Annotated in this window: 11 protein-coding genes; 2 read left to right on the forward strand and 9 right to left on the reverse strand. The window is 38.4% G+C overall.

Translation table 11 applies throughout. The features are described from left to right. The first annotated feature begins 37 nt into the window (after positions 1 to 37). The gene (locus FD46_RS01870; RefSeq protein ID WP_057895489.1) at positions 38 to 490 is read left to right on the forward strand and encodes an Lrp/AsnC family transcriptional regulator; all 453 of its coding nucleotides are present in this window, start codon (positions 38 to 40) and stop codon (positions 488 to 490) included. Positions 491 to 779: 289 nt separating this feature from the next. Here the strand turns inward: FD46_RS01870 and FD46_RS01875 are convergent, their stop codons facing one another. The 5 genes from FD46_RS01875 to FD46_RS01895 form a co-directional block, all read right to left on the reverse strand. Further along, positions 780 to 2,732, reverse strand: coding sequence for a PTS fructose transporter subunit IIABC (locus FD46_RS01875; protein ID WP_057895490.1), 1,953 nt, complete (start codon positions 2,730 to 2,732; stop codon positions 780 to 782). A gap of 29 nt (positions 2,733 to 2,761) precedes the next feature. After that, a complete protein-coding gene (gene pfkB / locus FD46_RS01880) occupies positions 2,762 to 3,679 on the reverse strand; it encodes a 1-phosphofructokinase (RefSeq protein WP_057895491.1) in 918 nt (305 codons plus the stop codon). Further along, the gene (locus FD46_RS01885; protein WP_057895492.1) at positions 3,676 to 4,431 is read right to left on the reverse strand and encodes a DeoR/GlpR family DNA-binding transcription regulator; all 756 of its coding nucleotides are present in this window, start codon (positions 4,429 to 4,431) and stop codon (positions 3,676 to 3,678) included. Before FD46_RS01885 ends, pfkB begins: the two co-directional genes overlap by 4 nt. A 518-nt stretch (positions 4,432 to 4,949) precedes the next feature. After that, positions 4,950 to 6,293, reverse strand: a complete 1,344-nt coding sequence (locus FD46_RS01890) for a PFL family protein (protein ID WP_057895493.1) — start codon at positions 6,291 to 6,293, stop codon at positions 4,950 to 4,952. Positions 6,294 to 6,309: 16 nt separating this feature from the next. Beyond that, on the reverse strand, positions 6,310 to 6,579 hold the full coding sequence (locus FD46_RS01895; RefSeq protein WP_057895494.1) for an ACT domain-containing protein: 270 nt from the start codon (positions 6,577 to 6,579) through the stop codon (positions 6,310 to 6,312). Between the two features lie 196 nt (positions 6,580 to 6,775). Here FD46_RS01895 and FD46_RS01900 point away from each other — a divergent pair, with 196 nt between their 5' ends. Further along, complete coding sequence (locus FD46_RS01900) at positions 6,776 to 8,140, forward strand: MFS transporter (protein WP_057895495.1); 1,365 nt, start codon at positions 6,776 to 6,778, stop codon at positions 8,138 to 8,140. Between the two features lie 271 nt (positions 8,141 to 8,411). Here FD46_RS01900 and FD46_RS01905 read toward each other — a convergent pair whose 3' ends face one another. The 4 genes from FD46_RS01905 to lpdA all read right to left on the reverse strand — a co-directional run bounded on the left by FD46_RS01905 (position 8,412) and on the right by lpdA (position 13,307). Then, a complete protein-coding gene (locus FD46_RS01905; RefSeq protein WP_057895496.1) occupies positions 8,412 to 9,188 on the reverse strand; it encodes an epoxyqueuosine reductase QueH in 777 nt (258 codons plus the stop codon). A gap of 143 nt (positions 9,189 to 9,331) precedes the next feature. Continuing rightward, positions 9,332 to 10,465 (reverse strand): SGNH/GDSL hydrolase family protein, encoded by a 1,134-nt coding sequence (locus FD46_RS01910; protein WP_057895497.1) that lies wholly within the window; start codon positions 10,463 to 10,465, stop codon positions 9,332 to 9,334. Positions 10,466 to 10,868: 403 nt separating this feature from the next. Then, on the reverse strand, positions 10,869 to 11,882 hold the full coding sequence (locus FD46_RS01915; protein ID WP_057895498.1) for a lipoate--protein ligase: 1,014 nt from the start codon (positions 11,880 to 11,882) through the stop codon (positions 10,869 to 10,871). Positions 11,883 to 11,900: 18 nt separating this feature from the next. Continuing rightward, complete coding sequence (gene lpdA / locus FD46_RS01920) at positions 11,901 to 13,307, reverse strand: dihydrolipoyl dehydrogenase (protein WP_057895499.1); 1,407 nt, start codon at positions 13,305 to 13,307, stop codon at positions 11,901 to 11,903. Positions 13,308 to 13,313 lie beyond the last annotated feature (6 nt).

Raw genomic sequence — 13,313 nt, forward strand, 5'->3', positions numbered from 1 at the left:
TATATTATATTACGTAGAGCAGCTTGGAGGGATTTTTATGGATGAAATTGATTTAAAAATAGTATCTACTTTACAAAAGGATGCACGAATTTCTTTAAAAAAACTAGCTGATATCTGTTTTATTTCAGCGCCTGCTGTTTCGACGCGGTTATCACATTTAGAACAGCGGGGAATCATCAGCAGCTATCAGACTTCGATTGATTATAAAATACTAGGATTTCCTATTAAAGCCTATGTTAGCTTAAGACTTTCTGCAAAGGATAAAAATGATTTCTATCCTTACATTAAATCTGTCGGTAATGTGGTTTCTTGCGACTGTGTAACGGGAAGTTATTCTCAGATTATTACCTGTTATTTCAAGTCCACTAAATCCTTAGATAATTTCATCAATGACATTCAACGCTTCGGAGAAACCAAAACGCAAATTGTCTTTTCTACAAGTGTTAATCAGCGCCCGCTTGAGTTGACACCGGGTAAAAATTATTTTTAGAAAACTGCCCTTTCAACTTTCATTTAAGGTTTTTCTGATACAGTAGTATTTTTTTAAACTACTTTCCATTTATATAAAATAACAGAGAGACTGAGTCAAAAGCTAACTTTTGACTCAGTCTCTCTGTTTTAATCTGTAAGTCGTACATTAACGTGTTTCAACAGCCAGCCTTTTCTGCTTAGTCACGAATTACTCACAGTCAAATTCAGACTATATTCGTAACTCGCTGTTAATACTCAAAGCCTAATAGCTATTGACACACTCCCCTTTTATATCTACAACTAACTTTTTACTTAGCCGTTTCTTTTGTTTGTTTCCACATTCCCATTATTACCCCGGAAATAATTGCTCCAATTACTACAGCAAAGATATATCCAAAAGCATTAGTAGCAAGCGGTGTTACCCAGAAACCGCCATGAGGTGCTGGAACGCTGACTTTCCAAAATTGAGTTAAGCCGCCAGCAATAGCTGACCCTACAATACATGAAGATAAAACACGTAATGGATCTGCTGTTGCAAATGGAATTGCGCCTTCTGTAATGAAGGAGAAGCCCAGAACCCAGTTTGTGATTCCTGCTTTACGCTCATCATCTGTAAACTTCTTTGGCCAAAAGGCTGTTGCAATAGCTGTTGCAAACGGTGGAACCATCCCACCGGCCATTACAGCTGCCATAAGGTTCCCGTTATTAGTTGAAGTAAAGGCTGCAACAGCGAAAACATAGGCCGCTTTGTTGAAAGGACCACCCATATCGATTGACATCATCCCGCCAAGAACGATACCTAAGAGAACAGCATTACCAGTTCCCATGTGATTCAAGAAGGCGGTTACCCAAGTATTTATAATTGCAAAAATTGGATTAACAATAAAGAACATAATTAAAGCAACCAACAGCAATCCGAAAATTGGATAAAGGAGCATTGGTTTCATACCTTCAAGTGACTTAGGAAGTTTAGAAAACAGCTTTCTAAGGAAGATAGTTAAGTATCCTGCTATGAAACCAGCAGCAATACCGCCTAAGAATCCAGCTGCACTTTTAGCATTCGTCATTACATTTGCTGTATATGCTCCGCCAAAAGATCCGCTGTAGACAGTTGCCATGAATCCACCAACAAACCCAGGCATCAAAGCTGGACGATCGCCAATTGATTCAGCAATATAACCTGCCAAAACCGGTATCATGAAAGCAAATGCTAAACTGCCGGCATTGTTTAAGAAAATAAATCCAATTGACTTCGGCCCACCAAGAAATTGTTCAATTACAAATGACAGGGCCATCAAAATACCACCGCCGACAACAAATGGAAGCATATGGGAGATCCCATTCATCAAATCTTTGTAAATTTTACTTCCAATTGAGCCGCCTGCATCATCGCCTTCTTCTTCCTCAGCTGAATCTGCATGATAAACAGGTGCATCCGCATTGACCGCTTTGGTGATCAGTTCTTCGGACTTTTTGATTCCGTCAACTACTGGACGGTTTACCAAATGCTTGCCGTTGAAACGAGCCATTGCAACCTTCTTATCAGCAGCAATTATAACCCCAGCTGCACGTCTGATTTCATCTGCAGTCAATAAGTGTTTAACACCTTCAGATCCATTTGTTTCAACCTTGATATCGACACCCATTGCTTCAGCCTGCTTTTTCAAAGCTTCTTCAGCCATATATGTGTGCGCGATTCCGGTAGGACAAGCTGTTACCGCTACAATATAAGGACGATCAGAAGAAGCAGGTGTTGTCGTTTGTTGTGCTTCTTTCTTTTCTTCAGCTTTATCTTTAGCTTCTTTTTGGGCCTGGGCATCTGCAAAAAGCTGATGGACTTCATCAGGTGTCTTAGCTTTTTTCAATTTAGCTACCAAAGCTGGATCGATCAAAAGACCTGACAATGTTGCTAATGCTTGTAAATGCGTATTATTAGCACCTTCTGGAGCAGCAATCATAAAGAATAAATGTACAGGATTGCCATCCAAAGCATCGTAATCAACACCCTTTTCACTTTTAGCAAACAGAACAGTTGCACGCTGAACAGCCTTATCTTTTGCATGCGGCATTGCAATCCCGTCACCTATTCCAGTGGTTGACTGCTTTTCCCGAGCAACAATATCTTTTTTATAGAGTTCTTCGTCATTAATAACACCTGTTACAAAATATTGGTGCACCATCTCATTAATTGCTTCTTCTTTAGTCGAAGCTTTGAGATCCATGATCATTGCATCTTTCAATAACAATTCACGAATATCCACTAAAAACACTTCCCTTTTAAATTAATTTTTTATTTTTCATAGTTCTCGATTTTTATACCTGGCAAAATTTCATCAATCTTACTGCGATCAGCAAGATCTTCAGAAAATGCTGTGGCACTCCCGCAAGCTAAACCATAACGGAAACTTTCAAGCGGGTTTTTTGTAGCAGCATAAGTACCTACAAACCCACCAATCATAGAATCACCAGCGCCGACAGAGTTAATAACTGTCCCTTTCGGGGCCTTGCTATAGTAAACTTTTTCGGGTGTGATCAACAGACCGCCATCGCCAGCCATTGAAATCAGTACATGCTGTGCCCCAAGTTTCAACAGCTTTTTACCATATTTTACAATGTCACTGATTCCATCAAACTTAACTCCGAAAAGTTCAGCAAGTTCATGATGGTTAGGTTTAACAACTAAGGGATGTTCCTTAAGTGATTTCATCAAACCTTCACCGGTTGTATCAATTACGAACTCTGCACCCTTTGCACGAATAAGTTCTATAAGGTCGAAGTAAAAATTATCGTCCAAACTCGGAGCAAGACTGCCCGATAAAATCACAACGTCATCCTTTTCAAGTTTATCAAATGATTCCTTGAATTTGGCAACCTCATCTGCGGTAATTTGCGGTCCCTTACCGTTAATTTCAGTCTCATTTTGTGCTTTAACCTTAACATTAATTCTGGTATCAGCGGCTATATGAGTAAAACTTGTCTGCAGTTTTTTTGCTTCCAGTGATTTTTCAACAAAACTGCCGGTAAAACCGCCTAAAAAACCAAGTGCAACATTTTCATGACCTAACTCGCGTAAAATTCGGGAAACATTGATTCCCTTGCCACCAGGTAATTTGGTATCATAATCCATGCGATTGACTTTACCTAGCGTAAGTTCTTTCAACTGCACAATGTAATCAATAGATGGATTAACTGTTACCGTGTAAATCATAGTGAGACCTCCTGAATTTTTGTTTGCTTACTGTATTGATCGAAAACCGATCTAGATAGCTTATTCGTAATAATTACCGCATCAGCTATCTCTGCAACTTTAACGAAGGAAATTTGGTCGAATTTGGAATCATCAACCAGTATATAAGCCCTTTCTCCTTGTATGATTGCTGTTTTCTTTACTGCTGCTTCATCAGGGTCAGGTGTAGTATACCCATATTGCAGATGGACACCGTTCATTCCTAAAAAAACCTTGTCAAAACGGTATTGTTGTAACTGTTTAACAGTTTCAACCCCAATAATTGCCTTAGTAGTATTCTTCAGTTCGCCACCTACCAGAATCGTACGAATATTTTGATCTGCAAGTGCTGATGCATGCATCACACCATTAGTAACAACGACCAAATTTTTACCAGCATGCAAGAAACCAATCATTGCAAGTGTAGATGTTCCAGCATCAAGGTAGATAACATCACCATCTTGTACTGAAGTAGCAGCCAACTTTGCAATTTCATTTTTTTGCTGTGTGTTTTTGGAAAACTTGCCGCTCATATCAAGTTCCTGTTGCAAAGAATGTTTAAGCTTCGCGCCTCCGTGAAATCTAAGGAGCATTCCTCTTTCTTCCAGCACCTGTAAATCGCGACGTGCTGATGATTCTGAGCACTCAACGGAATCACAAATATCTTGCAACTTAATAATTCCTTTGCTTTCCAACATCGCTAATATTATCTGTTGCCGTTCTTCTGCAAGCACTTACACTACCCCCAAAAAATATATTAACACCGTGATTACTAAAAATCAATCAAAAAAATGCAAAAAACCTCATATTCAACCATAAAATTAAGTGTTTATGATTGTTTTTGACCGATTAAACTTGAATACTTCAAAGAAATGTGACCACACTTCCTTGATAGTCCTTATAATTTAAGCAGTTATGTATTTTTAAGAAAAGTAAACACGCTCACATTTTGTAGATATACATAGATAAAATTTTTAGTATAGTCCAGTAACTTGCACCATTCCCTATATTAATACTCAAAAAAGAGGAACCAAGACAAAAGTTACGTTTTGACCTGGTCCCTTTATTTCATGTTATATGCAAATAGCAAATCTTTTCCGCTTAACCACGAACTTAAGCATAGTCAAATTCAGGCTATGTTTGTAATATACGCTAATATTCAAAGTTCAACGACTATTCGCACACTTCCGGATTATTTTTTTTAACTACTATCCATTATTTGTTGCCATCTTGAAATTTTATTTCCGATCAGTTAATTTTTAAAACTATGAATTGGTGCTGGAATCAAACCACCACGTGAAATCATAGCAGCTGAAGAAGCCGAATTAACGGCCATGATCGGTGCATGTCCTAACAGACCACCAAACTCCGCCACGTCACCGACTTTTTTACCCTTAATTGGCAACACACGAACAGCAGTTGTTTTATTATTGATCATCCCGATTGCCGCTTCATCAGCAATCATTGCGGAAATTGTTTCTGCTGGTGTATCACCCGGAATTGCTATCATGTCTAAGCCAACAGAACATACCGCTGTCATTGCTTCTAGCTTTTCAACATTCAATGTACCGGACTTTGCAGCCGCAATCATTCCTGCATCTTCTGAAACTGGAATAAATGCGCCCGATAATCCGCCGACATGGTTGCATGCCATAATACCGCCCTTTTTAACTGCATCATTCAACAAAGCTAATGCTGCTGTTGTACCATGGGTACCGACAGTTTCAAGCCCAATTTCTTCTAAAATTTCTGCAACTGAGTCTCCCACTGCTGGTGTCGGTGCAAGTGAAAGATCAACGATTCCAAAAGGAACATTCAATCTTTTTGCTGCTAAACTTCCTATAAGCTGACCCATTCTAGTCACTTTAAAAGCCGTTTTTTTGATTGTTTCAGCAACTACATCAAGCGGTTCACCCTTTACCTTTTCAAGGGCATGCTTGACTACTCCTGGCCCGCTAACACCCACATTGATGACTACATCTTTTTCGCCGACACCATGAAAAGCTCCAGCCATAAAAGGATTGTCTTCAACCGCATTACAGAAAACAACCATTTTGGTATTTGACATAAATGAACGTTCAGCTGCTTCTTTTATGACTTTTCCCATCTGTGCCACCGCATCCATATTGATTCCACTGCGTGTTGACCCTACATTTACAGATGCACAGACAAGGTCAGTTTCAGACAGCACCTGCGGTAACGAATGAATCAAACGCAAATCGCCGCTTTGATAACCCTTTTGTACCAAAGCTGAAAAACCGCCAATAAAATTAACACCTAAGTCTTTAGCAGCACGATCGAGTGTTTGTGCATATTTGAAATAATCATGATCCTTACAAGCAGCAGCAACAATTGAAATTGGTGTCACTGAAATTCGTTTATTAATAATTGGAATTCCATACTCCGCTTCAAGTTGCTGGCCCACCTTAACGAGATTTTTAGCCTTCGTCATTATCTTGTGGTAAATTCGTTCACAGGCTCTTTCACTGTTGCTATCAATGCAATCCAAAAGGGAAATACCCATAGTAATTGTTCGTACATCCAGTTTTTCATCGGAGATCATATGAATCGTTTCTATGATTTTTTCTGTTTCCATCTAAATTCTGATCCTCCTATAGTTGATGCATTGCATGATAAATTTCTGCGCGCCTGATTTTGATTTCTACTCCTAATTTTTTCCCTAATTCATCCAATTGTTGTGTCAATGCTACAAAGTCGAGATTTTCATTTCTTATTTCAACCATCATCATCATTGTGAAATAACCATCCATAATTGTTTGTGAAACGTCAAGAATATTAATTTTATTTTCAGCCAAAAAGTTACTAACACCAGCAATAATACCTACTTGGTCTTTACCGATAGTGGTCAAAATAGCTCTCATGCAAAGCACCTCTTTCATTGAATTTTAATCTAACTTATGCTCAAGTATATCTTTTCCGCGATCTTTGTGCAAACATCATTTTCGACTCAGTATATCATCAAATGTCACTGCCTTTTCCTTCTTGAATTTTTCTTTGCTTCCAACTAACATTAATGTGTTTGCAAGTTTCTACTATATTTAGGAAGGATGGCTCCTTATGCCAATACAATTAAACTCTCGCAAGCGCACTATTATTACTATACTTCTTTTATTTTCAACGTTTATTTCGCTTGCCAGTCAAACAATGATGATTACTGCATTGACTCCAATCCAGCAATCTTTAAAAATTACACTGACTAACGTTCAGTGGCTTACAACCGGTTATATTTTAGTTGTTGGAATAGTCATGCCACTTTCTTCTAATCTCTATGAGAAGTTCAGCAATAGACAATTATTTTTATCAACTGTTGGCCTTTTTATTTGTGGAACATTACTGGGAGCAAGTGCCTCTAACTTTGAAATCCTGCTTTTGGCTCGCCTTTTGCAAGCATGTGCAGGCGGTATTTTGATGTCATTTCAGATGACAACGATGATTACGATCTATCCGCCTGAAAAAAGAGGAACTGTTCTGGGAATGTCTAGTCTAATAGTTGCTTCTGGCCCAGCAATTGGACCGACTATTTCGGGTGTTATTCTTCATTTCTTCAATTGGCAGTATTTATTTATTTTAATACTTCCTTTTATGTTTCTTATTTTAATCATAGGATTTATAACTTTTCCTAATTTTTCAAAACCGCAAGATATCAAGATCGACTTTATCTCTGTTTTTCTATCGCTTTTTGGCTCTGGAATAGCACTTGCAAGCTTAACTATCTTTCAGCAGAATATTCTTCTTGCGCTTTTAGCATTACTTGTCGGTCTTTTTTTGTTATTTGTGTTTACTCGCCGGCAATTGCAACTTAAAAAACCGATGTTACGCGTTCAATTATTTAAATTACGTTCTTTTCGCCTGTTTACACTTGTTGGAATGCTGGCTTTCATGGTTCTGATCGGCACTGAACAGCTTATCCCGATCTTTGTTGAAAATGTTAAAGGCCTCAGCAGTATGCAAGCCGGGTTTGTACTTCTTCCAGGGGCAATTCTAAATGCCCTGTTTGCAGCTTTGGCAGGCCGTTATTATGATCTGCATGGTCCTAAACTGTTGCTTAATGTCGGGTTTGTACTTATGCTAATTGCTACGGTTCCCTTTTTACTAATGAATGAAAAAACACCGATTTGGATAATTACCTTTGCTTATCTGCTTAGGATGATTGGGAATTCGTTAGTCTTTTCACCTGCAATGTCAGAAGCTTTCAGGGACGTTGCTCCTCTTTATGTCAGTCACGCATCCGCACTTAATAACTCTTTAAGGCAGATAGCTGCTTCTGTTTCAACGACTTTAATGATTGTGATTGCAGATATTCCACATTCTCTTGTTACAGGTACTCATCTAGCAATTGGTTTTACTGTTATTCTGCTTTTAATCACAGAAACTCTATTTTTTAAATATACGCATACCGAAAAAACGCATAGCAAAAACTAGATACAGTACATTGATGCATGATTACAAAAAAGAGGGAGTGTGCCAATAGCCGTTAGACTTTGAGCATTAACTGCTAATTACGAAGATAGTCCGAATTTGACTATGAGTAATTTGTGGTTAAGCAGAAAAGACTGACTATTGAAACACGTTGATATGAAATTGCAAAAGAGTCCAAAAAAATTGAGCCAAAACATAAGTTTTGACTCAGACCCCTTTTTTAATCTGAAATAGGCACATTAACATGCTTCAATAATTAAGGTATGTAGTGTTATTATTCAACTTTCTCACTTTTATCATGATAAACAAATCTTATCTCAGGAAATTCTGCGGCGCCATCTTTACCTTTAATAAATTCTATAGCTTCTCGTCTAATTTGCGGCAAATTAATCCCCTGCATTTTAGCCGCAAAAATACAACCGCAATAGCACTGTCTGTAAACATTATATTCTTTGCACATTTCAAGTGAACGCTGGTAGCCATTGTTTTTCTTAAAATCACTTGGCAGATACTTTGTAGTATAAAAATTCTGAACCTCTATTCCCACACTATTTACTACTTGCGAGTTTTTGTGCGGGCTAATAGTTAGTGCACTGCCAAAATAGTCAAAATTAAGTTCAACAGCCTTAGCAGCAACAATGTCCAAGCGATAGCTAAAACATACCCGGCAGCGTTTTGCACCTTCGGGTTCTTTTTCTAAACCTCTCACAGCTTCAAAATATTTCTGCGGTTCATAAGATGCTGCTAAAAAGCGAACGTGGTTGCCAGTTTTTTCATTAAAATCATGAATAAATTTTTGCTGCACATATTCACGTCGTTGATACTCTGCACGTGGATGAATATTAGAGTTTGCATAATATACGGTCACATCGGCGTATCTTGTTAAGTACTCAAGGGTGTATGTACTGCACGGTGCACAACAACTATGCAGCAAGATCTTAGGTCTGCTTTTGGTCAGCTGCCAATTTTTAACCATTTTTTGCAGGATTGTATCATAATTAATTTTCTGATTTGGATTTAGTCTATCCAAGAATTCATGCAGATCAATCATCACAATTTCCCTTCCCTTAGGTGCTTTTTCATCGTATATAACTTCTTTATATACTTTCCATATGAGAACTAATTATATCTGAACAAAAGCTATTTCCAGTTCAGTATATACCTTGAGTAAATGTGCAACAATACCTTTCATTTTCAATATAGTTTTAGTGCTAAACAGACTCTTTTATATAGACGAGCTGCAATTTTCATACCTCCTTCTTTACCTATATGCAAATGATCTCCAAGATCATATGTATCAGCCAATTGTCCTTCATTATTTTCGACAAAATTGTTATGAAAAACATACCCTCTTCCCCTTACCAACTGATTGAGTCTACGTCGTATCTGTTGAGCATTATTATACATTTTTGTATGAAATACAGTATTATTATGGCCTAGCTTAAAAGGAAAAAGATCTCCCCAAAGAAGTACACCGCCATTTTCTGAAACCAAGAGCTGTACCTTAGCCATAGCTTCTGCTAATTCCTCAGCAGATACCAATTGTGCTTGGGCCTGCGTGCTGAGTAAAGGTAAAATAAGATCATTTCCACCCGCAAAAACAAATACCAGATCAGGTTTAATATTGAGCAACTTTGGTACTCTTTCTAGCAGTCCTTGACCAAAAGTCTGATAAAGCAGCTCATCTTCGGGAGCATCATGCAATACCCTGTTTCCTGAAATTCCACTATTTAATGCTACAACCTTTTCTGGAAAGTTTCGATATAATTTTGCAGTTAAACTATCGCTGATTAAACCCATCTCAATAAGAGAGTCTCCAGTAAACAAAATTACTTTTGGCTGCTTTACCGTATAAAGTTGAACTTGATCTAAGCAAAACCAGCCTCTTCGTGCCGTAAAAGAACTGCGTAGCCGCGGTAATCCATCTGCTTTGCGAATAATCCCTGCATTAGTTAGCGTTGTATCATAAGTATTGCCGAAATCCGTATAAGTCTGCGGCTTATTACTGCTTAACCTAAGAAAAATTTTCTCACCTGCTTGAACCTTAACCTCAAGCGGATCCGTTTTAATTTTTCCTCCTTGGGGAATTTTGATGATTGGCGATCCTTGCAATGTTACCTGAAGTTTCACATGAAACGTCTCATCTTTTGAGAATTCGACGTTTTGAAATATTAGCTCCTGTTTTCCATAAAGATTAGCTAATCTGAAGCGTATCTTAGTCCCTGTAAGGTTTGAAGTTACCTGAATAATTTGTGTCAATTGTTCCATTTTAAAAGGGAGTGAAGAAAAATCATTGCAAGTATGCATCCAAATTGTTTGCCACTTCACTTAAAAAACCTCCAGTTTGTTTTCTGTCAGCATTAATTCTTGTATAAATTAAACCTAAAAAACGATTGCTGTAACATCCCAAAAACATTAGGCTTTGAGCATTAACTATGTATTACGAACATAGTCTGAACTTGACTATGATTAAAATTCGCGATTGAGCGGGCCAGACACATATTAATGCGCCTATTTCAGATTAAAAACAGAGGAACTGGGTCAAAAGTTATTTGACCCAATTCCCTTCCCCAAACTACTATTAAAAGTGTTTCAAAAATTTATTTTTTCAAATACAAGATTGCTAGTAGTCCGCTTTTATCTATTTTATGTTTCTAACTCACCGCGTATCTCAGCAAATCTTAGACCCTATCACATACTTCTTAAACGTTGCTTTTCGTAATTGCAATTTTTAATTTGCCAACAAGCTAATAACCTCTTGACGTGGAATACCTTGGAAATATTTGTTCAAGTCAATATCTTTTAAGGCTTCCACTATTTTAGCTTCGTCAAAGATGCATCCTTCAAGCAAATCTTCTAATTTTTGCACATTATCTGTTCCAAAAAAGTCACCATAGAATTTAATATTTTCAATTTTGCCCTTTTCAACCAAAATCCGTGCATCAATTGTTCCACTATTAAAATGTTGTCGTTTTTTGACAGTGAAATTAGGTGAATGACCGTATACCCAATCCCAGTTGCTGTAATACTTTTCTTCTATCTTGTCAATTTCTTTTTCGTCTTCTGGGGTCAGATGATACTGGTGCTTTTGTGCTTCTTCCATACTATCAACCCCGAGAACGCGCATGACCAGCAAGTCACGAAACTGCTCAGTCGTAATATCGTGGTAAGCCGGCGCCAGATAAGGCCTAAGGTTAGTAACTCTGCTTCTAACAGACTTGATTCCCTTTGATTGTATTTTGTCTAACGGAACATTTAAAGTCTTAGTTACTTCATCCGTATCCACATCAAGCATCAAAGTTCCATGTGAAAAGGTCTTTCCTCCTCTAGTATACATCGCATTACCAGAAAATTTTTTCCCGTCTACTACAATATCATTCCTGCCGGTAACTTCTGCACCAGCAACGCCAATCTCATGCAAGGCTGAAACAATTGGAGCAACCATTGTTTTAAAATCCCCAAAACGATGATGATCTGCATCCACAATAAAGCTGAAGCAAAGATTCCCAAGGTCCTGATACATTGCACCGCCGCCTGACAAACGACGAGTAATAGTAACGTCATGATCACGGCAATATTTCTGATCAATTTCTTCAATGGTATTTTGATTGCGTCCCACAATTACACATGATTTTTCAATATAAAACAGCATCATGGGCAATTTTAAATCATCATTATTCATCAGATACTGTTCAGTTGCAAGATTTCTTCTAATATCAAAATTTTTCATTGCTACGTACTGCACTGTCACCGCTTCCCTTCATCAAATGTTAACCGGCAGCCCCATTGCCAAATCCGCAGCATCCATAACGGCCTCACTGACACTTGGATGCGGATGAATAGTTAGCGAAATGTCCTCAATGGTTGATCCAGTTTCAATAGCAAGCGTTAACTCTGTTATCAAATCACTGGCATTTGGCCCCACAATTTGCGCCCCTACCAAGACATGACTCTCACTTTCAAACACTAATCTCACAAACCCATTTGTGCTGCTTAATGAGATAGCCCGACCGTTTGCTGCAAAAGGAAATTGTGCTTTTTTAACTGTCAAGCCTTGTTTTTTGGCCTCAGCAACCGTTAAACCAGTTGTTGCAATTTCACTATCTGTATAACAAACTGCCGGCATTGCACGATAGTCTATAATCGCCTTTGAACCTGAGATTGCTTCAGCTGCAATTTTACCTTCGTAACTTGCCTTATGTGCAAGTGCGGGCCCGGCAACTATATCGCCAATCGCAAAGATATTTGGAATAGATGTTCTTCCTTGAGCATCAACTTCAATCAGACCTTTCTGACCAATTTTGATGCCGACATGTTCTAATCCCATTTCAGCAGTGTTGGCCTTACGGCCGACACAGACAATACAATAATCAGATTTAAGCTGTTTTTCTTTCCCGGCAACTTCAAATGTAATCGTAGTCCCATCATTCGTTTGCTCAGCTTTTTTGGCCATAGCTTTTGTGTAGATATCTACCTTCTGCCCGCTAAAATGATTTTCGATCACAGAAACCAGATCGGGCTCATAGTTTGCAAGAATACGGTCAGCACCTTCCAGAATTGATACATGAGAGCCCAGGTTTGCATACGCCGAAGCGAGCTCACATCCGATGTAGCCGCCGCCCACTACTACTAACTCTTTGGGAACTTCTTCTAATGCCAAAGCGCCTGTTGAATCTAAGACCCTCCCTTCAAATTTAAAATTAGGAATTTCAACCGGATGGCTGCCGGTTGCAATAATCAAGTTATTGAAAGTATAGGTTTGCGCATGATCCTCATTAATTACCCGCAGTTCATGGTCATCCTTTAAAAAAGCACTTCCCCATACAACATCAATGTGATGCTTTTTAAAAAGTCCAGCGACACCTCCGGTTAATTTGTCCACAACATTCTCTTTTTTCCACTTTTGAGTCTGTTTAAAATCCAGCTTAGCACCAGTGATTCGCAAACCCATTTCAGAAGACTCTTTTGCACGCCGATATCTATGTGCAACCTCAATCAGCGCTTTAGAAGGAATGCAGCCAACATTTAAACAAACTCCCCCAATAAACTCTCTTTCGATAACAGTCACTTTTTGTCCCTTTTCTGCCGCTCTAATAGCTGCAACATAACCGCCAGGCCCTGTTCCAATTACAACTGTATCTAAATCTATTGCAAAATCTCCAACTACCATCTGTGC

It is taken from the genome of Liquorilactobacillus oeni DSM 19972, assembly GCF_001436275.1.
Classification (GTDB): Bacteria; Bacillota; Bacilli; order Lactobacillales; family Lactobacillaceae; genus Liquorilactobacillus; species Liquorilactobacillus oeni.